Origin of the sequence: Nocardia sp. SYP-A9097 (assembly GCF_009649815.1) — a bacterium.
GTDB lineage: Bacteria > Actinomycetota > Actinomycetes > Mycobacteriales > Mycobacteriaceae > Nocardia.
Genome location: NZ_WJIC01000006.1, coordinates 346,702 through 367,831, shown reverse-complemented (window position 1 = coordinate 367,831; position 21,130 = coordinate 346,702). Strand labels below are relative to the sequence as shown.

At 66.1% G+C, this 21,130-nt stretch carries 17 protein-coding genes; 8 read left to right on the top strand and 9 right to left on the bottom strand.

Annotated elements, in window-relative coordinates; all coding sequences use genetic code 11:
• Nucleotides 1-37: 37 nt before the first annotated feature.
• Genes GFY24_RS16015 through GFY24_RS15995 form a run of 5 tightly spaced genes read right to left on the bottom strand, consistent with a single transcriptional unit; the run spans nt 38 to nt 5,507 of the window.
• Nucleotides 38-865 (bottom strand): enoyl-CoA hydratase, encoded by an 828-nt coding sequence (locus GFY24_RS16015; protein ID WP_153805818.1) that lies wholly within the window; start codon nt 863-865, stop codon nt 38-40.
• Entirely contained in the window at nt 865-1,773 is a 909-nt protein-coding gene (gene mmsB, locus GFY24_RS16010; protein ID WP_309230910.1) for a 3-hydroxyisobutyrate dehydrogenase, read from the bottom strand. The genes GFY24_RS16015 and mmsB overlap by 1 nt, the downstream gene beginning before the upstream one ends.
• On the bottom strand, nt 1,770-2,867 hold the full coding sequence (locus GFY24_RS16005; RefSeq protein ID WP_153805817.1) for an enoyl-CoA hydratase/isomerase family protein: 1,098 nt from the start codon (nt 2,865-2,867) through the stop codon (nt 1,770-1,772). The genes mmsB and GFY24_RS16005 overlap by 4 nt, the downstream gene beginning before the upstream one ends.
• Nucleotides 2,864-4,003: an acyl-CoA dehydrogenase family protein gene (locus GFY24_RS16000; RefSeq protein WP_153805816.1), complete on the bottom strand. Its 1,140-nt coding sequence runs from the start codon at nt 4,001-4,003 to the stop codon at nt 2,864-2,866. Before GFY24_RS16000 ends, GFY24_RS16005 begins: the two co-directional genes overlap by 4 nt.
• Before the next feature lie 4 nt (nt 4,004-4,007).
• Nucleotides 4,008-5,507 carry a CoA-acylating methylmalonate-semialdehyde dehydrogenase gene (locus GFY24_RS15995; protein WP_153805815.1) on the bottom strand — a complete coding sequence of 500 codons (1,500 nt, stop codon included), beginning with the start codon at nt 5,505-5,507 and terminating at the stop codon, nt 4,008-4,010.
• 202 nt (nt 5,508-5,709) lie between these two features.
• On the opposite strand from GFY24_RS15995, the gene GFY24_RS15990 reads away from it, so the two are divergent.
• Both GFY24_RS15990 and GFY24_RS15985 read left to right on the top strand, forming a co-directional pair.
• Nucleotides 5,710-9,018 carry a methylmalonyl-CoA mutase family protein gene (locus tag GFY24_RS15990; protein WP_153805814.1) on the top strand — a complete coding sequence of 1,103 codons (3,309 nt, stop codon included), beginning with the start codon at nt 5,710-5,712 and terminating at the stop codon, nt 9,016-9,018.
• Nucleotides 9,019-9,080: 62 nt separating this feature from the next.
• Nucleotides 9,081-9,488 (top strand): DUF3224 domain-containing protein, encoded by a 408-nt coding sequence (locus GFY24_RS15985; protein ID WP_309230909.1) that lies wholly within the window; start codon nt 9,081-9,083, stop codon nt 9,486-9,488.
• 13 nt (nt 9,489-9,501) lie between these two features.
• Here the strand turns inward: GFY24_RS15985 and GFY24_RS15980 are convergent, their stop codons facing one another.
• Nucleotides 9,502-9,948 carry a MarR family winged helix-turn-helix transcriptional regulator gene (locus tag GFY24_RS15980; protein WP_309230908.1) on the bottom strand — a complete coding sequence of 149 codons (447 nt, stop codon included), beginning with the start codon at nt 9,946-9,948 and terminating at the stop codon, nt 9,502-9,504.
• A gap of 145 nt (nt 9,949-10,093) precedes the next feature.
• Here GFY24_RS15980 and GFY24_RS15975 point away from each other — a divergent pair, with 145 nt between their 5' ends.
• On the top strand, nt 10,094-11,383 hold the full coding sequence (locus tag GFY24_RS15975) for a Dyp-type peroxidase (protein WP_228566347.1): 1,290 nt from the start codon (nt 10,094-10,096) through the stop codon (nt 11,381-11,383).
• Between the two features lie 75 nt (nt 11,384-11,458).
• A complete protein-coding gene (locus GFY24_RS15970) occupies nt 11,459-12,535 on the top strand; it encodes an amidohydrolase (RefSeq protein ID WP_153805810.1) in 1,077 nt (358 codons plus the stop codon).
• An 8-nt stretch (nt 12,536-12,543) separates the two neighbouring features.
• Here the strand turns inward: GFY24_RS15970 and GFY24_RS15965 are convergent, their stop codons facing one another.
• Nucleotides 12,544-13,179: a TetR/AcrR family transcriptional regulator gene (locus GFY24_RS15965; RefSeq protein WP_153805906.1), complete on the bottom strand. Its 636-nt coding sequence runs from the start codon at nt 13,177-13,179 to the stop codon at nt 12,544-12,546.
• A gap of 104 nt (nt 13,180-13,283) precedes the next feature.
• Here GFY24_RS15965 and GFY24_RS15960 point away from each other — a divergent pair, with 104 nt between their 5' ends.
• Genes GFY24_RS15960 through GFY24_RS15945 form a run of 4 tightly spaced genes read left to right on the top strand, consistent with a single transcriptional unit; the run spans nt 13,284 to nt 17,200 of the window.
• Nucleotides 13,284-14,120, top strand: a complete 837-nt coding sequence (locus GFY24_RS15960) for an SDR family NAD(P)-dependent oxidoreductase (RefSeq protein ID WP_153805809.1) — start codon at nt 13,284-13,286, stop codon at nt 14,118-14,120.
• Nucleotides 14,121-14,148: 28 nt separating this feature from the next.
• Entirely contained in the window at nt 14,149-15,072 is a 924-nt protein-coding gene (locus tag GFY24_RS15955) for a ferritin-like domain-containing protein (RefSeq protein ID WP_153805808.1), read from the top strand.
• Complete coding sequence (locus tag GFY24_RS15950) at nt 15,069-15,668, top strand: hypothetical protein (protein WP_153805807.1); 600 nt, start codon at nt 15,069-15,071, stop codon at nt 15,666-15,668. The genes GFY24_RS15955 and GFY24_RS15950 overlap by 4 nt, the downstream gene beginning before the upstream one ends.
• Nucleotides 15,665-17,200, top strand: a complete 1,536-nt coding sequence (locus tag GFY24_RS15945) for an NAD(P)/FAD-dependent oxidoreductase (RefSeq protein ID WP_309230907.1) — start codon at nt 15,665-15,667, stop codon at nt 17,198-17,200. Before GFY24_RS15950 ends, GFY24_RS15945 begins: the two co-directional genes overlap by 4 nt.
• Nucleotides 17,201-17,352: 152 nt before the next feature.
• Here the strand turns inward: GFY24_RS15945 and GFY24_RS15940 are convergent, their stop codons facing one another.
• Complete coding sequence (locus GFY24_RS15940) at nt 17,353-18,123, bottom strand: SWIM zinc finger family protein (RefSeq protein WP_309230906.1); 771 nt, start codon at nt 18,121-18,123, stop codon at nt 17,353-17,355.
• Nucleotides 18,120-21,104, bottom strand: a complete 2,985-nt coding sequence (locus GFY24_RS15935) for a DEAD/DEAH box helicase (RefSeq protein WP_153805806.1) — start codon at nt 21,102-21,104, stop codon at nt 18,120-18,122. Before GFY24_RS15935 ends, GFY24_RS15940 begins: the two co-directional genes overlap by 4 nt.
• Nucleotides 21,105-21,130: the final 26 nt, after the last annotated feature.

The window sequence follows — 21,130 nt, the reverse complement described above, 5'->3', positions numbered from 1 at the left end:
GAAGCCCCCAAACCCCTTTTCCTGGAGCGTGTTTCGGTTACCGGTTGCTGAAGTTGGCGGGGCGCTTTTCGACGAAAGCCGCCATGCCTTCCTTCTGATCCTCGGTGGCGAAGAGGGAGTGGAAGACGCGGCGTTCGAAGCGCAGGCCCTCGGTGAGGGTGGTTTCGAAGGCGCGGTCGACCGCTTCCTTGGCGATCATGACCGACGGAAGGGACATGGACGCAATGGTTTCGGCTACCTCGAGGGCGGTGGCGACCAGGTCGGCGGCGGGGACGATGCGCGAGACCAGGCCCGCGCGCTCGGCCTCCACGGCGTCCATATTGCGGCCGGTGAGGATGAGGTCCATGGCCTTGGCCTTGCCGACGGCGCGGGTGAGGCGCTGCGAGCCGCCCATGCCGGGGATGACGCCGAGCTTGATTTCGGGCTGGCCGAATTTGGCGGTGTCGGCGGCGAGCAGGATGTCGCACATCATGGCGAGTTCGCAGCCGCCGCCGAGGGCGTAGCCGGCGACCGCGGCGATGATCGGCTTGCGGAAGGCGACCAGTCGGTCCCAGCCCGCGAAGTGATCGGTGAGGAACACATCCATGTACGACTTGTCGGACATTTCCTTGATATCCGCGCCCGCCGCGAAGGCGCGCTCGGAGCCGGTCAGTACGACCGCGCCGATCTCATTGTCGTTCTCGAGCTCGTCGAGGGCGGCCGATATATCGGCCAGGACCTGCGAGTTCAGCGCGTTGAGGGCCTTCGGCCGGTTCAGCGTGATGAGGGCGACGCGCCCCTTACGCTCCAGCAGAATCGTCTCGAAGTCACGCCCACCCGCCTCCCGGCCGCCGCCCCCCACGGAATCGCTGCGCGATGCGGTCATCACTGTTCTCCTCCAGATCGCTTACGGATATCGGTGACGATAGCCGAGAAATCCTTGCCCGCTTCGTCCTGGTTGAAGCGGTTGTAGATCTCCGCGGCGAGCAAACCGATCTGTCCGTCGACCCCATTGGCCTGCAAGGCATTCGCGGCCAGGCCGAGGTCCTTGGTCATGAGCGCGGTGGCGAAGCCGGGCTTGTAGTCATTGTTGGCCGGGCTGGTCGGCACCGGTCCGGGAACCGGGCAGTACGAGGTGAGCGCCCAGGACTGGCCCGAAGCCGTCGACACCACGTCGAAGAACTTCTCATTGGTCAGGCCGAGCTTCTCGCCGAGCACGATGGCCTCGGACAACCCGATCATGGAGATGCCCAGGATCATGTTGTTGCAGACCTTGGCGGCCTGGCCGACGCCCGCGCCGCCGCAGTGTACGACCTTGCCGCCCATGACCTCCAGCAGCGGGAGGGCGGCGGCGAAGTCGGCGTCCGCGCCGCCCACCATGAAGGTGAGGGTGCCCGCCGCGGCACCGGCCACGCCACCGGACACGGGTGCGTCCAGGGCCCGATGTCCCGCTGCGACAGCGAGTTCCGCGGCCGACTTGGCATCGTCGACGTCGATGGTCGAGCAGTCGACGAACAGCGTGCCCGGCTTCGCGGCCGCGAGCACGTCGTTGTAGAGGTCGAGCACAATGCGGCCGTTGGGCAGCATGGTGATGACGATCTCCGATTCGGCAACGGCCGCAACGGGTGTCGTGACGACGGTCGCGCCGTCCTGGCGGGCCTGCTCCTGTGCGGCGGGCACGGGATCGAAGGCCAGGACCTCGTACCCGGCCTTCACGAGGTTGGCGGCCATCGGCCCACCCATGTGACCCAGGCCGAGGAATCCGACCTTCTTACCAACGTTCTCAGTGCTCACAGCTCGTCCTTCGGTGTGGCCAAACCCAATTCGCGATCGCCGAGGGCGCCGAAGTAGGCGTCCACATCGGCCTCGGTGACATCCGCGAGCGTCGCGGGCAGCCACTGCGGATTGCGGTCCTTGTCGATGACCTGGGAGCGGATACCTTCCACCAGATCGTGGGTGTTCAGCGAGGCGGCCGAGACCCGGTACTCCTGGTTCAGCACCTCTTCGAGGCTGTCGGCCTTGCGCGCGCCGCGCAGCGACCGCAGCGTGACCTTCAGCGCCACAGGCGATTTCGACAGCACGTCGACGGCGGCCTGAGCAGCCTCGGCGCGCCCGTCGGTCTGCAGCCGGTGCACGATCTCCTCGACGGTGTCCGCGCTGTAGCAGTAGTCGATCCAGTCCCGCTGTGCGATGAACTCCGAAACCGGTGCGGGCTGAGCGAATTTGGCGATGGCATCGTCCGCATCGAGGGTGCGCAGGGCTTCGACGAGCGCCGGAATGTGCTCCACGGGAACGAAAGCGTCGGCGAATCCGGCCGCGATGGCATCACCGGCGGTCATGCGGGCGGTGGTGAGCCCGATATGGGTGCCGATCTCGCCGGGTGCGTGCGAGAGCAGATAGGTGCCGCCGACATCCGGAATGAAGCCGATACCGGTTTCGGGCATGCCGACTTTGGAGCGCTCGGTGACAATGCGATGCGAGGCGTGCCCGGACAGGCCGACGCCGCCACCCATCACAATGCCGTCCATGATGGCCACATACGGCTTCGGGTAGTTCCCGATATAGGCGTTCAGAATGTATTCGTCCCGCCAGAACCGCCCGCTCGGCGAATCGGCCGATGTCCACGGCGAATCACCTTGTGCGACAGCGTTCTTCGCGTCGGTGTGAATGGCGACGATATCGCCGCCCGCGCACAGCCCGCGCTCCCCCGCGCCGGTGAGCAGCACGGTGCGCACCCGATCGTCGGTCTCCCAGGCGCGCAGTGCGTCCAGGATGGACAGCGCCATGGAGTGGTTCAACGCGTTGATGGCCCGGGGCCGGTTCAGCGTGATCAGGCCGAGCCCGTCGCGCTGTTCGATCAGAACCTCGGGTTCGTTCGCCTCGCTCATGCTGCTCCTACCACCGAGCGGGCGACCACGACCCGCATGATTTCGTTTGTGCCTTCCAGAATCTGATGTACGCGCAGGTCGCGGACGATCTTCTCGATTCCGTATTCGGCCAGGTAACCGTAGCCACCGTGCAATTGCAGGGCCTTGTTGGCCACCTCGAATCCGGCGTCGGTGGTGAACCGTTTGGCCATGGCGCAGAGTTCGACCTTGTCGTCGGCGTCGGCGTCCAGGGCGGCGGCCGCGCGCCAGAGCAGGGTGCGGGCGGCCTCCAGGGAGGTGCGCATATCGGCGAGCTCGAATTGCAGTGCGGTGTTGTCCAGCAGTCGCGCACCGAATGCCTTGCGCTGCGCCAGGTACGCCACGGTCTGATCCATGGCCGCTTGCGCACCACCCAGCGAGCAGGCGGCGATATTGAGCCGCCCGCCATTGAGCCCGTTCATGGCGATGCGGAAGCCATTGCCCTCCGCGCCGAGCAGGTTGGCCGCGGGCACCCGGGCCTGGTCGAGAATGACCTGCCGGGTGGGTTGCGCGTTCCAGCCCATCTTGCGCTCGTTCGCGCCGAACGAGAGTCCGGGTGTATCGGCGGGCACGATGAAGGCCGAAATCCCGCGTGCCCCATTGTCACTGGTGCGCGCCATGACCACATACACGTCACTGCTGCCCGCACCGGAGATGAATTGCTTTACGCCGGTGAGCAGATAGTCGTCGCCGTCGCGAACGGCCTTGGTGCTCAAGGCCGCCGCGTCGGAGCCGACACTCGGCTCGGTGAGTGCGTAGCTGGCGAGCAGATCCATGGTGGTCAGCCCCGGCAGCCACCGATTGCGTTGCGCCTCATCGCCGTAACTGTCGATCATCCACGAGGCCATATTGTGGATGGAGATGTACGCGGCGATGGCCGGGCAGCCGGTGGAGAGCTGCTCGAAGATGCGCACCGCATCCAGTCGCCGCAGTGCCGAGCCGCCCACGTCCTCGCGCACGTAGATACCGCCCAGGCCGAGCTGCCCGGCCTTGCGCAACACATCTATCGGAAAGTGTTTGCGCTCATCCCATTCCAGTGCGTTGGGCGCGAGCAGCTCGTCGGCAAAGGAGCGGGCGGTCGCGGTGATCGCCTTCTCGTCCTCGTCGAGTGTGAACATGAAGTCAGTCCATGGTCGGGATGACGAAGGCGTTGCTCTCCTTGAGTCCGGAGGGCCAGCGCTGGGTCACCGTCTTGGTCTTGGTGTAGAAGCGGATCGAGTCCGGGCCGTGCTGGTTGAGATCGCCGAAGCCGGAACGCTTCCAGCCGCCGAAGGTGTGGTACGCGATCGGCACCGGGATCGGGACGTTGATGCCGACCATGCCGACCTGTACGCGCGCGGCGAAGTCGCGGGCGGTGTCACCGTCGCGGGTGAAAATGGCTACGCCGTTACCGTATTCGTGCTCGTTCGGCAGGCGCAGCGCCTCCTCGTAGTCCTTGGCGCGCACGATGGTGAGCACGGGACCGAAGATCTCTTCCTTGTAGATCCGCATCTCCGGGGTGGCGCGGTCGAAAAGCGTTGCGCCGGCGAAGAAGCCGTCCTCACCGCCCTCGACCACCAGGCCGCGGCCGTCGATGACGAGCTCCGCGCCCTCGTCGACACCGATCTGCACGTAATCGTTGACGCGGTCCACGCCGTCCTGGCCGACCAGGGGACCGAAGTCCGCGCCCGGATCGTCGGAGAGGCCGACATTGAGCTTGGCGATGCGCTCGATCAGCTTGTCGCGCAGGCGATCCGCGGTCTCCTCGCCGACCGGCACGGCAATGGAGATGGCCATGCAGCGCTCGCCCGCCGAGCCGTAGCCCGCGCCGATGAGCTGATCGGCCACATCGTCGAGGTCGGCGTCCGGCATGATGATGGCGTGGTTCTTGGCGCCACCGAAGCACTGTGCGCGCTTGCCGTTGGCGGTGGCGGTCTCGTAGATGTACTGCGCGATCGGGGTGGAGCCGACGAAGCCGACCGCCTTGATCCGGTCATCGTGCAGCAGCGTGTCGACGGCTTCCTTGTCGCCGTTGACGACGTTGAACACGCCCGCGGGCAGTCCGGCCTCGAGGAACAGCTCGGCCAGGCGCAGCGGCACGGACGGGTCACGCTCGGAAGGCTTGAGCACGAAGGCGTTTCCGCACGCGAGCGCGGGTCCGGCCTTCCACAGCGGGATCATGGCGGGGAAGTTGAACGGGGTGATGCCCGCGACCACGCCGAGCGGCTGGCGCATGGAGTACACGTCGATGCCGGTGCCGGCGCTCTCGGTGTACTCGCCCTTGAGCAGATGCGGGATGCCGACGGCGAATTCGATGACCTCGAGGCCGCGCTGGATATCGCCCTTGGCGTCCGGAATGGTCTTGCCGTGCTCGGAGGAGAGCAGTGCGGCGAGCGAATCCATCTCGTCCTGCACCAGCGCCAGGAACTTCATCAGCACGCGCGCCCGCTTCTGCGGATTGTAGGCGGCCCAGACGAGCTGCGCTTGCGCGGCATTGGCGATGACGGCCTCGACCTCGGCCTTACTGGCCAGGGGTACCCGCGCCTGCACCTGTCCGGTGCTGGGATTGAAGACGTCCCGGAATTTGCCGGAGGTTCCGGCTACGTGCTGCCCGCCGATGAAGTGCGTGAGTTCGCGAACCATGCCAGTCCTGTCTCGATGTCACCGCCGGTATCCGCAGAGGTGGGACGCCGGCTCCGCACATAGGTCGCGCGGTCTTAGGTCACCATATAGTTGGACATCCATGTATTTCCAGAGATGTTGCTGTGGCGGATCTCACCTCACATTTGATTTGACGTCCTACTATTGGGGTATCAACGGTACGGCCGCAGAGGTGGAGGATCCCATGGCCGATCTGCATGTTCCGGCGAACCCGGTACGGTTCGTGACCTCGGCGGCGCTGTTCGACGGCCATGACGCGGCCATCAACATCATGCGCAGAATCCTGCAGGCGCAAGGGGCCGAGGTGATTCATCTCGGACACAACCGGGCCGTGAGCGAAGTGGTGGATGCGGCGGTCAGCGAGGACGTGCAGGGGGTCGCGGTCAGCTCGTATCAGGGCGGACACATCGAATACTTCGAGTACCTCGCCGCCGCATTGCGGGAGGCCGGGGCGGGGCACGTGCGCATCTTCGGCGGGGGCGGCGGGGTGATCGTGCCCGAGGAGATCGCGCGGCTGGCGGCGGCCGGGGTGACCATCTTCTCGCCGGAGGACGGGCAGCGGCTCGGACTGCCGGGCATGATCAATCAACTGATCGCGGGCTGCGATGTGGATCTGACGGTCACGCCCGCACCGGTCGAGGCGGTGCTGAGCGGAGACCGGGCGGCACTGGCCCGGACCCTCACCTGCCTACAACAGGATGCGCTGGCGGCGGCGGACCTGGCCGAGCTGACCGCGGCGGCGGCACGACGGCAGGTGCCCGTACTCGGCATCACCGGTACGGGTGGGTCCGGAAAGTCTTCTCTCACAGACGAACTCGTTCGACGGCTGCGCACCGATCAGCAGGACAAGCTGCGGGTGGCGGTGCTGGCGGTCGATCCCACCCGGCGGCGCGGCGGCGGTGCGCTGCTCGGCGATCGCATTCGCATGAATGCCCTGGACCCCGAACGGGTGTACTTCCGTTCGCTGGCCACCCGGGGTGAGCGCGAGCTGCCGCGGAATATCGATGCCATGGTAATCGCTTGCAAGGCAGCGGGTTACGACCTCGTCGTGCTGGAGACACCCGGTATCGGGCAGGGCGACGCGGCGATCGCCGAACATGTGGATGTCTCGCTGTATGTCATGACACCGGAGTTCGGCGCGGCCTCCCAGCTGGAGAAGATCGACATGCTGGATTACGCGGATGTGGTGGCCGTCAATAAATTCGAGCGGCGTGGCGCGGAAGACGCGCTGCGCGATGTGTCGCGGCAGCTGGTGCGCAACCGGGAGGCATTCCATGCCGCACCGGAGGATATGCCGGTATTCGGCACCAGCGCCGCGACATTCAACGATGACGGCGTGACGGCGCTGTACCAGCATTTGCGCGGACTGCTCGGCGAACAGGGACTGCCGCTGGAACCCGGTGTACTGGCGCGGGTGAATACCCGAACCTCGACCCGGTTCGCGCAGATCATTCCACCCGCCCGGGTGCGGTATCTGGCCGAGATCGCCGAGACGGTGCGGGACTATCACGCCGCGACTGCCCGGCAAAGTGCTGCCGCACAACGGGTTCAGCGCCTGGAGCTGGTGCTTGACGAACTCACCCCTTCGGCAGCTGCCTCCCCCTCGTCATCCCAGCATGCTTTTGGCCGGGATCCACTGACCGGGGTGGATCCCGGCCAAAAACGCGCCGGGATGACGGAAGGGGCAGCCGCCATCGGGGAGCTGCTGGATCGGGCACGCGCGGATCTGGCACCCGAAAGCGCCACGCTGCTGGCGGAATGGCCCGCTGTCGTCGAGTCATATCAGGGGGCGGAGCAGGTGGTTCGGATTCGGGGTAGGGAGTTGCGGACGCCGTTGCGGCGGGAGAGCTTGTCCGGCAGTTCGATTCCCCGAGTAGCACTCCCCCGGTACACCGATCATGGTGAGCTGCTGCGGTTTCTGCGGGCGGAGAATCTGCCGGGGAGGTTTCCGTTCACCGCCGGGGTGTTTGCGTTCAAGCGGGACAATGAGGATCCGGCGCGCATGTTCGCCGGAGAGGGTGACCCGTTCCGCACCAATCGGCGGTTCAAGGTGTTGTCGGAACATGCTGAGGCCAAACGGCTTTCGACCGCATTCGATTCGGTGACCCTGTATGGACATGATCCGGCGGAGCGGCCGGATATCTATGGCAAGGTCGGCACCTCCGGCGTCTCGATTGCCACCCTCGACGATATGAAGGCGCTGTACGACGGCTTCGATCTGGACGCACCGAGTACGTCGGTCTCGATGACCATCAATGGTCCCGCGCCCACGATTCTGGCGTTCTATCTCAATGCCGCCATTGATCAAGCGCAGGAACAGTTCTCGGCGGCACAGGACCGCGAGCCCACCGCCGAGGAGGCTGCGGAGCTGCGCGCGCAGACCCTGGCGACCGTGCGCGGCACCGTGCAGGCGGACATTCTCAAGGAGGATCAGGGCCAGAACACCTGCATCTTCTCCACCGAATTCAGTCTGCGCATGATGGCCGATATTCAGGAATGGTTCGTGCGCAACAGCGTTCGCAACTTCTACTCGGTGTCGATCTCCGGCTATCACATTGCCGAGGCCGGGGCGAATCCGATCAGTCAGCTGGCGTTCACGCTCGCGAACGGTTTCACCTATGTGGAGTCGTATCTGGCGCGCGGTATGCGGATCGACGATTTCGCGCCGAATCTGTCGTTCTTCTTCTCCAATGGCATGGATGCGGAGTATTCGGTGATCGGGCGGGTGGCGCGGCGCATCTGGGCGGTCGCCATGCGGGACCGGTACGGGGCCGATGAGCGCTCGCAGAAACTGAAGTATCACGTGCAGACCTCGGGCCGGTCGCTGCACGCACAGGAGATGAGCTTCAACGATATTCGCACCACGCTGCAGGCGCTGATCGCCGTCTACGACAATTGCAACAGCCTGCACACCAATGCCTACGACGAGGCGGTCACCACCCCGACCGAGGAGTCGGTGCGCCGGGCGCTGGCGATTCAGCTGATCATCAATCGCGAGTGGGGCCTGGCGATGAATGAGAATCCGCTGCAGGGCAGTTTCATCATCGATGAGCTCACCGATCTGGTGGAGGAGGCGGTGCTGAGCGAATTCGAGCGCATCTCCGAACGCGGCGGGGTGCTCGGTGCCATGGAGACCGGGTATCAGCGGGGCCGCATCCAGGATGAGTCGATGCTGTACGAGCGGCGCAAACATGAAGGGAGCCTGCCGATTATCGGCGTGAACACCTTCCGGAATCCGCATGCGGAGGAGCATCGGGTGCTGGAGTTGGCGCGCGGCACCGAGCAGGAGAAGCAGTCGCAGCTGCGCCGGGTGCGCGAGTTCACGGCCCGGAATCGGGATGCGGCTCCGGCGGCGCTGGCCCGGCTGGCGGAGGCGGCGAGTACGGACGCGAATGTGTTCGAGGTGCTCATGGATGCCGCGCGGGTGTGCACGCTGCAGCAGGTGACCGACACCTTCTTCACCGTGGGCGGGCAGTATCGGCGCAATGTCTGATGCGCGAATGTCTGACGTGTTTATCCAAGATCATGTCGGACCCCGCCGTTAGGCTCGAATTCGTGCAGGCAACAGGAACTTTCAGTGTGAAGTCGTTCGTACCCACCGAGGTCGTCCCGGACCCGGCCGTCGCGACCGGTGTGCCCGTGGGCGTCATGTTGATGGAGAAGCAGTTCGAGGGTGAGGTGGCGGGCCGCGCGGCGACCGTATTCACCGCCGCGTTCGATCAGGCCACCGAGACCGGAACGTATCTGGCCATGGAGTCTTTCGAGGGTTCGCTCAACGGCCGTGCGGGAGCGTTCAATTTCGCGCATTCGGCCACCACCACCGGTACCGACCGCAGCGAGCAGTTCTTCATTATCGTGCCGGGCAGCGGCACCGGTGAGCTGGCGGGTATCACGGGCGCGGGCAGTATCGATATCGACGCGGACGGTACTCACCACATCAGCTTCGACTACGAGACCGCCTGATCTCCCGGGTGTATCAGGAGTCCGGTTCGGCGGCGAAGGCGGCGAGCACGCTCTGCCCGATCTGTCGTTGAATCGGATCGGCGTCGGGGCCGAACATGTGCTCGTCGACCTCGACGGCCACCTGTTCGGCCTTTCGCAGTAACCGGGTGCCGGCGTCGGTCAGTTCGATTGTCGACGCCGTTCCCGCGCGGGCGGTGCTGTCCCGCACCAGACCATTGGCGACCAGGGTTTTCACCGCGGTGTGCACGCTCTGCACACTGATGCCGGACAGGCGGGCCAGGTCACTGAACGAGGCGCCGGGGATGACGGAAATGTGTGCCAGCAAACCGAATCTGGCGACGGTGAGGCCGAGAGGGGTGAGCGCGGCATTGAGTTCGGTCTCGACGCGCCGGGCCAGGGTGAGCAGGACAATTCCGGCGCTGGTGATCTGCGGTCGGGGACGGCCGTTCTCGGTGGTCACGGCTCCAGTCTCGCGCATGAACCGGTTGCGGCCGGGCAACCGTGCGCTTTTCACCAACCTTCAGTATGGTTGAAGGTGAACCGAAACCCGGCTACGCTTCGTGACCATGAGCGAATCTACTACGGATCGTAGTAATTCTTTTGGCATGCCCCGGGTCTCGCGTCGCGGACTCTTCGGTTCGGCAATCGTCGCGGCGGGCGCGGCCACCGCGGGCGTGGTCGCGGGCCGGGTCACCGCCCCGGGCGAAACCACCTCTCGCACAGTCGCTTTCCACGCCGCTCACCAGGCCGGAATCGCCACCACCGCGCAATCGCACGCCCTGTTCCTGTCCTGCGATCTGGCGAGCCGGGACCGCGGCGTACTGCGGGATCTGCTGGCCGCCTGGACCGCGACCGCCGCGGCCCTGACCGCAGGCACGCGGGTACCCGACAAGCCCGGCAGCGCAGCGGGATTCAGTGATCACACCGATTTCGCGACGGGGCTCGATCCGGCCCGGCTCACCATCACCCTCGGCCTCGGCCCGGCGGTCTTCGCGGAGTGGTCGGGGCTGGCGGATCGGCGGCCCCGGCACCTCACCGACCTGCCCGAATTTCCGGGAGATAAGTTGCGCGGCAGCTGGACCGGCGGTGACATCATGGCGCAGATCTGCTCCGATGATCCGCAGATCGTCAGTCACGCCTTTCGCGCGCTGCGCGCCCGCATGCCGGGATTGGCCAAGCTGCGCTGGACCCAGCACGGTTTCCTGAGCCGGCCCGCCGACGGCGGTACACCACGAAATATGTTCGGGCACAAGGACGGGACCGCGAACCCGAGTGCGGGCAGCACCGCCTTCGACGCGGCGGTCTGGGTGAACGCGCCCGAGGAGCCCGAATGGTTCCATGGCGGAACGTATCTGGTGTTCCGCAAGATCAGGATGAGCACCGCCGAATGGGATCAGCTCTCGCGCCCGGAGCAGGACCGGATCATCGGGCGGCGGCGCGATGACGGGTCGCCGTTGAGCGGCAGTGTGGAGACCGATCCGGTGGACCTGGACGCACGCGCCGCCAATGGTGAGCCCGTCATTCCGGCGGATGCGCATGTGCGGTTGGTGCACGGCATTCCCATGCTGCGGCGCGGATACAGCTACGACTACGGCACGCTGGTGGCGACCAGTGCGGCCACCGACTCCGGTGCTGCGGCGGAATCCGTCCCCGCGCACAGTCATCCGGACGGGACCGACCCCGACCACAAGCACGGTGGTCATGCCCAGCTCGATGCCGGACTGCTGTTCGCGGCGTATATGAACAATCCACCGGAGCAGTTCATCCGGGCGCAGCGGCTGCTCGCCGCGACCGATCGGCTCAATACCGTTATTCAACACACCGGCAGCGCCATCTTCGCCATGCCGCCGGGAATCACGCTCGGTCAGCCGATCGGGGCGGGACTCGGGCTGTAGCACTCCGAATTCGGCGTTTCGCCGTGCGGGGCGTGGAACAATCCGCATCAGGCCGACCCGGACGGAAGGGACATCATGGACCTCGCGGGCATGACAGTCGTCGACGCGCACATCCATCAGTGGGATCCGCTGACCACACCGCGCGAATTCAGCGGGCTCGCCAAACTCTTCCGGGCCATACCGGTTCCGATCGATTGGGCCAAGCGGCTGGCACCGCGCCGGGATCGCGAATTCGTCGGCGACCCCGAACCGTTCGTACACCCGTATCTGCCCGCCGACTATCGGGCCGATGCCGGGGACGTGCCGGTCGAGGGCATTGTGCATATCGAGGTGGAGTGGGCCGGTAAGGGTCCGCTGGCACCGGTCGGCGAGACGCGGTGGGTGGCGAGCCTGCCGTTCGGTGTGGATACGCCCGCGCTCGGCGCGATCATCGGTGCGGGCGATCCGGCCGCGCCCGGGTTCGCGGAGCTGCTGGACGCGCATATGGCGGCGTCACCGCTGTTCCGGGGCATTCGGACCCGGGTCGAATACCATCCCGATCCGAAGGTGCGCGCGCACAACAAGACACCCGGCGCGCTCACCTCCCCCGAATTCCTGAATGGCTTCGGTGCGCTGGCCGAACGCGGTCTCGGCTTCGAGGCGTGGGTGTATTCGCAGCAGTTACCGGAGGTGACCACGCTGGCCGGGCACTATCCGGACGCCACCATCGTGCTGAACCATCTCGGTACGCCCGCGGGCATTTTCGGGCCGGTGGGCAGGGAGACCGGACGTAATCCGGGGCAGCGGCGCGAGCTGTTCATTCGCTGGCGCGACGACCTGAGCGCACTCGCCACCCATCCGAATGTGATGGCCAAAGTAAGCGGCCTGATGATGCCGATCCTCGGGCATCCCGTGCCCCCGCGCGGCAATCCCACACCGGTACCCGTACTGCTGGAACGTATTTCGCCGCTGCTACAGCACGCACTGGATGTCTTCGGCGCGGATCGGCTCATCTGGGGATCCAATTTCCCTGTGGACAAACCGATTACGAGTATCGGCAATGCCGCCGAGGCGGTGGCGACCGCCCTCACCGAGCACGGCGCGGACGAGAAGGCATTGGAGCAGATCTTCCGCGGTAATGCCCAGCGCGTCTACCACATCGACAATCTCTGAACTCGGGTTCACTCGGGAAGTGCGAGGTATTGCGCGCCGAGCAGGTTGGCGGTGCGGGTTACATGGTCGATTATGCGGTCGGTGTCGGATTCGATGGCGCCGGTGCGCCAGGCGGTGAGAAGTTCCACGAAACCGCCTATGCCCATGAGGGTTCCCATGCGGAGGTCGGACTCGTCGAAGCCGGGGCGCAGGTAGGGGCGGCCGGTGGCGATGAGCAGGTCGGTGGCCTCGGTGAGCATGGTTTTGCGGCGCTCCTCCAGGATGCGGCTGCCGGCGTGATCGCCGAAGAGGATGCGGGCGGGGCTGTCCACCTGCAGGGCTACGGCGCGGGCGATCACCTCGTGCAGGATTTCCAGGGGTCGCAGGTGCACGTGTTCGGCCACTACGCCGGACAATTCGCCGAAGACCTCGAAGCAGACCTCGTCCCAAACCGCGGCGAGTAGTTCGTCGCGGTCGGCGAAGTGCTCGTAGAAGTAGCGATCGTTCAAGCCCGCGGCGGTGCAGATACCGCGCATTGTGACTGCGGCCCAGCCGTTTTCGAGCCATATCGCCAGCGCCGCGTCGATCAGTCTGCGGCGGCGTTCGGTACGGCGTTCCTGCTGGGTTCGACCGCCCCAGGTCCGGGCCGGTGCGGGCACGTTCATCATTGACATTTTGCCCTATCGAGCGCCTAATTGGGGGCAGGCGCGGCCAATGGTGGCAGATGCCACCAGTTGCCGCACCGGACCAGACAGCTCCGGGAGTTCCCATGCGACTCAATCCATTCGGCGGTTCCCGCCGCACTCGGCAGGCGGATGCGGTGGTGACCGGTGCGGGCAGCGGAATCGGCCGCGCCTTCGCCATCGAACTCGGCCGGCGCGGCGGGCGGGTGATCTGCTCCGATATCGATGCCGGCCGCGCCCGGGAAACCGTCGAATTGGTCGCCGCCACAGGCGGAAAAGCCTTCGACACGGTCTGCGATGTGCGCCGGATCGAACAGGTCGAGGCGCTCGCGAATACCGCCGAGGAATGGTTCGGCAAAACCGCCGATGTGGTGGTCAATAATGCCGGAATCGGCCGTGGTGGTGCGGTGGTCGGGGATACACCCCTTGACGAATGGCATCAGGTCCTCGATATCAATCTGTGGGGCGTCATCCACGGCTGCCATGTCTTCGCACCCCGGCTGCGCGCCACCGGACACGGCGCGATTGTGAATGTGGCCTCCGCGGCGGCCTTCGGTGCCGCACCGCGCATGGCCGCCTACAACGTCAGCAAGGCGGGCGTACTCGCCCTGTCGGAGACCCTCGCCGCGGAGCTCTCCGGCACCGGCGTCAGCGTTACCGCGCTCTGCCCCACCGCCGTGAAAACCAATATCCTGCAGGGTGTTTCGATCGGCGACGAAACCGTCTCGGAGTGGGGTGACCGGCTGCTGCGCTGGACCGGCCGCCCTCCCGCCGCCATTGCCCGCACCACCCTCGACGCCGTGGACCGTGGCCAGCTCTACGTGGTCCCGCAAATCGAGGCCAAGCTCATCTGGCAGTCCAAACGGCTACTGCCCGAACCCTATACCCGCGCCGCCGGACTGCTGGAGCGGCTGGTGCGGTAGTTCGGCCATTCACGAGAAGGAGTGAACAATGGCGTTCGCGTATTCCGACATGCTCACGGTGATCCAGGACAAACAGTGGGCGCTGGTCGATATCGACTGGGACGCACCGGGAGCCGAGCTCATCACCGCGGAGCAGCGGCCAGGACTCGCGGCCTTCATGGCCGATCTCGTGTGGATAGAACATGTAGGGGCGCGCGGCTTCGCGGCACTCACCAAACGCGCGCCCGAGGGGCCGCTCAAGGAGATCTACCGGTACTTCCACGCCGAGGAGCAGAAGCACGCCAATGCCGAGCTCGCGCTCATGCGGCGCTGGGGCATGTTGACCGGCGATCGGATGCCGGTGCCCAACAAGAACATTCGCATGGTCATCCAATGGGTGGATCGATACGGGGACGATCTCACCCTGCCGGTACTGGGCACCGTGATTCCGTCACTGGAGTGCGCACTGGATGGGGCGCTGGTCAAATTCCTGCTCGATGAGGTGCGGGATCCGCTGTGCCATCAGGTATTCCGGCATATCAACAGCGATGAATCCCGGCATCTGGCCGTCGGATTCCAGGTGCTCGAACAGCTCGGCGCGGGGCCGATGCGGCGAATCGCCATCGAGACAGCGGGTTTCGCACTGCGGCCGTCACTGCTCCTCGGGGCACTGCTGTACACGCCGCTGCTGTCGCGCATGTCCACGAACATCATGGCCATGGGCCTCGATGAGGAGAAACTGTGGAATGCGGTGCGGCGCTATGAGAAAGCGGGCGACCGCGCGCCGAGTATCAAACGGCTGCCGCTGTTCCATGTGGTGCGCACGCACGGTATCGCCACGATCAATCGGTGGCAGCCGATTCAGGGCATCAATGATGTGCTGAACAAGGCCATCGACTACTTCCCGGTGCGGGTGCTCGGCAAGCCGCCGACCTGGTCGCAGGGGCTCACCTACGATCCGGTCGCGAAATGAATGCCGTTGCGAGCGCTGCCGGTTACAGCGGGCCACAGATCCACTGCGAGCACTGGCGAAATCAACTCGAGCTTCGAGGTCGGCACGCGGCTGTGATCGGCGGCGGCGCGGCCATCGCGCGGGTGCTGCCCGGCGTCACCGCACAGGCGCGCAGAGTCACCGTCTTCCAGCATGATCCGATCTGGATTCTGCCCACACCACCGATTCCGGGCCGCCTGCTGCGCGAACTGCCGGACGATCTGCTCGGCCTGCTCCCCAGCGACAGCGCACCACCGCTACCCGGGGAAACCGGGCCGGAGTCACCGCGGCGCGGCCTGGCATCCCGAATCACGCTCGGAATCCCCGCGGCGATGCTCCGCCTGGCCGCCACCGCGAATCTGCGTGTGTCCGTGCGTGATTCCTGGATGCGCCGGCAACTCACACCCGACACCGCCATCGGTGTCCGCCTGCACAGCGGCTACTACCGGGCGCTGACCCGGCCCAATTGCAAGCTCGTCACCTGGCCGATTGCCCGGGTCGCGCCGCTCGGTATTCGTACCGTGGACGGCGTCGAACATCGGGTGGACTGCATCATCTACGCGGAGGACAGATCGTGAACAGCACCGTGGTGGATCACGAGATCATTATCGTCGGAGCCGGATTCTCCGGTATCGGGACGGCAATCGCATTGCGCGAGGCCGGCTTCGACGATTTCCTCATGATCGACGATGCCGACGGGGTGGGTGGCACCTGGCATTGGAACACCTATCCCGGTATCGCCGTGGATATTCCGTCGTTCAGCTACCAGTACTCGTTCGAACAGCAGCGCACCTGGTCCCGGGTGTACGCACCCGGACGGGAATTGAAGGCGTACGCCGAGCACTGCGTCCACAAGTACGGGCTGCGGCCGCGAATTCGGTTCTCCACCACCATTACCCGCGCCGACTTCGACGAGACACTGCATCTGTGGCGACTGCGCACCGGCGACGATGAAGAGCTCACGGCCCGGTACGTGATCGCGGCGACCGGGGTACTGACCCGGCCCAAGGCGCCGGAAATCGCTGGAGCGGAACGATTCACCGGTGTCACCATGCACACCGCGCGCTGGGATCATGACCAGGATCTGCGCGGTAAGCGGGTGGGGATCATCGGTACCGGGGCCTCCGCGGTTCAGGTGATTCCGGAGATCGCACCCGATGTGGCGGAACTCGTCGTCTTCCAGCGCACGCCGATCTGGTGCCTGCCGCGCCCGGATACCGCGCTACCGCCGATGGTGCATCGGCTGCTGGGACTACCCGGCGGCACCCTGCTGACCCGCTGGCTCAGCCAGGCATTCGTCGAACTCACCTTCCCGCTGGCCGCGCACTATTACCGGGTGCTGCCCATGGCCAAACTGGGTGAACGCTCCGGGCTGGCGCATCTGAAAGCCCAGGTGCGGGATCCGGAGGTACGCGAAAAGCTCACGCCGAAGTACGCGCTCGGCTGTAAACGGCCGTCGTTCTCCAATGACTATCTGAAGACGTTCAATCGCGCGAATGTGCGCCTGGATACCGACCCGATCAGCGAGATCACCGCCACCGGCGTGCATACCGCGGGCACACATCATCAGATCGATGTGTTGATCATGGCCACCGGGTTCAAGGTCATGGAATCAGGCAATATGCCGACCTTCGACCTGCACGGCATCGATGGTGTCCGCCTGGAGGACTGGTGGGACACCCACCGGCTGCAAGCCTACGAGGGCGTCAGCGTCCCGGGCTTCCCCAACTTCTTCAGCATCATCGGCCCCTACGGCTACAACGGCTCCTCGTACTTCGCGCTCATAGAAATGCAGACCCGGCACATCCTGCGCCTGCTACGTGAAGCCCGCCGCAAGCACGCCACCAAGATCGAAGTCACCCCGGAGGCGAACGACCGCTTCTTCCAGGAAATGCTGAACCGCCGTGGCACACAGGTCTTCTGGCAGGACTCCTGCGCCCTGGCCAACAGCTACTACTTCGACAAGAACGGCGACGTCCCCCTCCGCGCCATGAGCACCCCCGAAGGTTTCTGGCGCGCAGCCCATTTCAACCTCGACGACTACACCTTCGACACCCTCGGCCGAAGCCGCAGCACCGCGCCCACCACCAGCAGAGCCGCAGCCCACTAGCCCCCGTCACCACACCACAGCCCCCGTCATCCCGGCATGCTTCTGGCCGGGATCCACATCCGCAACAGCCCAACTCGTCTTGGTGGATCCCGGCCAAAAACGCGCCGGGATGACGGGGGATGGTGTGAGTTGACGAGAGATGGCGAGGGGATTCAGCCCTCCAGTGCGGCGTAGAGCGCGCGCAGGTGGCGGTATCCGGTCTCGGCTGTGCGCTCGTCCTCGGCGGTCATCCGGAGCACTCGGCGGAGCAGGACCGCGTCCAAATCCTCCGGGGCAGGGTGGAATTCCGGTTTGGGCAGTGCGGGGAGCTCGATTCCGTCGCCGTACAGATCGGCGGAATCCAGTGGCGCGCTTTCGCGTTGGACACTGCCGATGAGCGCGTCCAACTCCACGCCTCGCAGGGTCAGCAGATCTTTCGGCTGCTCGTCCAGGCGTTCGGCGATCACGTAGCAGATGGCCGCCACATGCTTGCACGGCCAGCCGGAATCAGGACAGGTACAGGAGAAGTCGAGTTCCGAGGCTGTACTCGGAAGTAGCAGTGGCCCAAGGGTTTTGGGCAACGCACCCGAGGCGATCTCACCGAGCATGCCGGGTGTGGCGCGCACCAGGTCGACCAGTTCCGCCAGGCGGTCGTCACGGAGCTGGCGCAGGGTGAGCACCGAGATGAACGGCCGCGGCTGACTGCCCTGCACCTCGGCGGCGACCGCGCCCGGCTCCAGGTGATAGCTGATGACCTGCCCGGTGCGGGCATACGACCGGCCGCGAGTGAGACGGCCGGGATCCGCGACATTCTCCACGGATTCGAGAAATGACCGCCCCCACCAGGTCCGAGCGAACGCCGCACCCTTGCGACTACGCGGAGACACCCCGCCGCTGACCGCGCGACGCGGCCCGAACTCGCTGAAGTCGATATAGGTGTTCACTCGCCCACCGCCTCGGCACCGAGCGCGAACAGTGCGCGTAGTTCGTCATCGCCGAGTTCGGTGATCCACTTCTCGCCGGCGCCGACGGTGAGGTCGGCGAGCTGGGCCTTGCCGCGCAACATATCGTCCACTCGCTCCTCGATGGTGTCGACGCAGACCAGTTTGCGCACCTGCACATCCTTGCGCTGGCCGATGCGGAAGGCGCGGTCGGTGGCCTGGTTCTCCACCGCCGGATTCCACCAGCGATCCAGGTGCACAACGTGATTGGCGGCGGTCAGGTTGAGGCCGGTGCCGCCGGCTTTCAAGGACAGCAGCATGATCGGCGGCCCGTCCGGGTCCTCCTGGAAGCGGGTGACCATATCGTCGCGGCGCTGTTTACTCACCCCGCCGTACAGGAACGGGACCTCGGCGCCGAAGCGTTCGGACAGGTACGGGCCGACCAGATCACCGAATTCGGCGAACTGGGTGAACAGCAGCGCCTTCTCCCCATCGGCGATGACGGACTCCAGAATGTCCTCCACCAGTGCGAGTTTCCCGGAGCGATGATGCCCGCGCCGCAGTACCGCGGAGCCGTCGCGCAGATAGTGCGCCGGGTGATTGCACACCTGTTTGAGCCGGGTCAGCGCGGCCAGCACCGCACCCTTGCGCTCCATTCCCTTGGCGGCCTTCAGCTTTGCGGACATATCGTCGAGCACCGCCTGATACAGCGCGGCCTGCTCCACGGTGAGATTGGCGCGCATGGTGATCTCGATCTTGTCCGGCAGATCGGAGATGACCGCCGGATCGGTCTTCACCCGCCGCAAGACGAAAGGTGAAGTGAGCGCGCGTAGGCGGGTGACAGCGTTCTCATCGCGCTCCCGCTCGATCGGCACCGCGAACCGGGCATGGAATTCGGCGGGCTTGCCCAGCAGTTTCGGATTCACGAAATCCATGATCGAGCGCAGTTCTTCGAGACGGTTCTCCACCGGAGTTCCGGTGAGCGCCAGCCGATGTCGCGCGGGCACCAGCCGCGCCGCCCGCGCCTGCCTGGTCCCGGCATTCTTGATGTGCTGCGCCTCATCGAGCACCGTCCGCTGCCACCCCTGCCGCTTCAACTCCTCCACATCGCGCGCCAGCAGCGCGTACGTGGTCACCACCAGATCCGAATCCGCCACCGCCGCATCGAATTCCGCCCCGGATCGCCGCCCGGCCCCGTGATGCACCAGCACCCGCAGATCCGGTGCGAACCGCTCCGCCTCCCGCTGCCAATTGCCGACCACGGACATGGGGCAGACGAGCAGGGTGGGGCCGACGGATCGCCCCGCGACCGCGACAGCTTCGGAAGTCGCTGCGGCGGGCAATGTTTCGCGCTCATGTACGAGCAACGCGAGCACCTGCACGGTCTTGCCGAGACCCATATCGTCGGCCAGGATCGCGCCGCAGCCGAGGCGGCTCATGGTGGCGAGCCAGGCCAGACCGCGCTGCTGATACGGGCGCAGCTGCGCCTTCAGGCCGATCGGATCCGGGACCGGTTCATCGGCTCGTTCGGCATCGAAAAGCTGTGCGGCCCAACCGGTCGCGGAGACCGGTTCGATCGGCACCCCGATCGCCGGATGCGCGGCCAGTTCGGCGAAGAGCGCACCCGCGGTGGTCTCGGTGGCATCGGTACGGCCCGAGACATAGTCCGCCGCCGCCACGAGCATGCGGCGATCGGCCTGCACCCATTCCCCGCGCAACTGCACCAGATCCGATTTGGACTGCACCAGCCGCGCCATTTCGGCGGGCGAGAGCGTGGTGTCACCGAGCGCCAGTTCCCAGCGGAACGATACGAGGCCGTTCAAACCGACGGCGCTCTCGGTGGCGGCCGGACTCTGCACCCGCAGCCGGAGGGTGGGCGCGGCAACCCGCCAGGAGCGCGGCAGCAGTAGTCGAATTCCCTCCGCCTGCAACACATTCGCGCCGTGCGCGACCAGATCCAGCACCACCTCGGTGGGCAGGAACAGGTCCATACTGCGCCCGTCGCCCGGCAGGTCCCGCAATCGCGGATACGCCTGCTTGGCCGCCGCCAGCTTCTCCCCCGCCAGCCGCACCAGGTGCGGATCCCCCGGCAGCAATACCGGCTGCGGAGCCTCGCCCTCCTCCCGCAGGCAGACCTCCAACCGCCACAGCGCCCCCGCCTCGGCGGCATCCTCCGCCTCGGGCTCGAGCAGCCGCAGCAGCAGCTCCGGTTCTCCCGCGGTCAAACTCGTGCGCCAGTCCTCCAATACCGCCGCCACCCGATGCGAACCACTATCCAGCGGAACAGCTTCCAGCAACGCCGTCAGCATGGGATGCGACCGCGGGTCAGGGTGCTCATTGTCGTCGGCAGCCGTGAAACCCGGCTGCGCGCCCGAGTCGGGTAGCTCACGCCACGCCTCGGGAACGGTCGATCGAGGGGTCGCGGCCTCGGCGGGCACGCCCATCCCACCGAAATCCGCGGGCAGCCTGGGCATGAGGTATTGCCGGGTAATGGGGTCGGTGAGTTCGGCGGTGAAATTGTCCAGGATTTCGGTGGGGCTGCCGGGGACCTGGAGCGCGCCGGGCATGGCCACGGCCAGTTCGGCGAGCCAGGCGCGCTGGCGCTGCCCACCGACGAGCCGCCAGCGGACCCACCATTCACCATCGTCGCGGCGCACTTCGGGGGTGATCCGGCCCGCGCGCACCCAGCGGTCGATACCGCGGGCGACATGTGCGAGATAGCGCAGATCCGCCGCGACCAATCCGGTCGGAAGATCTTGCAGGAGCACCCGCGCCGCCGCCTCCGGTGCCAGGGCGTGCGCGCGGACCTGCGCCTTCTCCGGACCGTAGCTGCCCGCCACCAGCACCTGCGCCCTATGCCGGAATTTCGCGGCGCGCAGGATCTTGCCCAGTGGATCCGGCAGCGCATCGGGATCGACGTCGCCACCGGCCGGGTCGTGCCAGAGCACCAAGCCCGATCCTGGTGACCACAGTCCGTGCAGCATCCGACCATCCAACCAGCAGCCACCGA

What these genes read in the sequence shown, in the direction of transcription:
- GFY24_RS15960 (WP_153805809.1), top strand. Translation starts at nt 13,284, where the DNA reads ATGCGACTCAATCCATTCGGCGGTTCCCGCCGCACTCGGCAGGCGGAT.
- GFY24_RS15950 (WP_153805807.1), top strand. Translation starts at nt 15,069, where the DNA reads ATGAATGCCGTTGCGAGCGCTGCCGGTTACAGCGGGCCACAGATCCAC.
- GFY24_RS15995 (WP_153805815.1), bottom strand. Translation starts at nt 5,507, where the DNA reads ATGGTTCGCGAACTCACGCACTTCATCGGCGGGCAGCACGTAGCCGGA.
- GFY24_RS15990 (WP_153805814.1), top strand. Translation starts at nt 5,710, where the DNA reads ATGGCCGATCTGCATGTTCCGGCGAACCCGGTACGGTTCGTGACCTCG.
- GFY24_RS16015 (WP_153805818.1), bottom strand. Translation starts at nt 865, where the DNA reads ATGACCGCATCGCGCAGCGATTCCGTGGGGGGCGGCGGCCGGGAGGCG.
- GFY24_RS16000 (WP_153805816.1), bottom strand. Translation starts at nt 4,003, where the DNA reads ATGTTCACACTCGACGAGGACGAGAAGGCGATCACCGCGACCGCCCGC.
- GFY24_RS15955 (WP_153805808.1), top strand. Translation starts at nt 14,149, where the DNA reads ATGGCGTTCGCGTATTCCGACATGCTCACGGTGATCCAGGACAAACAG.
- GFY24_RS15975 (WP_228566347.1), top strand. Translation starts at nt 10,094, where the DNA reads ATGCCCCGGGTCTCGCGTCGCGGACTCTTCGGTTCGGCAATCGTCGCG.
- GFY24_RS16005 (WP_153805817.1), bottom strand. Translation starts at nt 2,867, where the DNA reads ATGAGCGAGGCGAACGAACCCGAGGTTCTGATCGAACAGCGCGACGGG.
- GFY24_RS15935 (WP_153805806.1), bottom strand. Translation starts at nt 21,104, where the DNA reads ATGCTGCACGGACTGTGGTCACCAGGATCGGGCTTGGTGCTCTGGCAC.
- GFY24_RS15970 (WP_153805810.1), top strand. Translation starts at nt 11,459, where the DNA reads ATGGACCTCGCGGGCATGACAGTCGTCGACGCGCACATCCATCAGTGG.
- GFY24_RS15965 (WP_153805906.1), bottom strand. Translation starts at nt 13,179, where the DNA reads ATGAACGTGCCCGCACCGGCCCGGACCTGGGGCGGTCGAACCCAGCAG.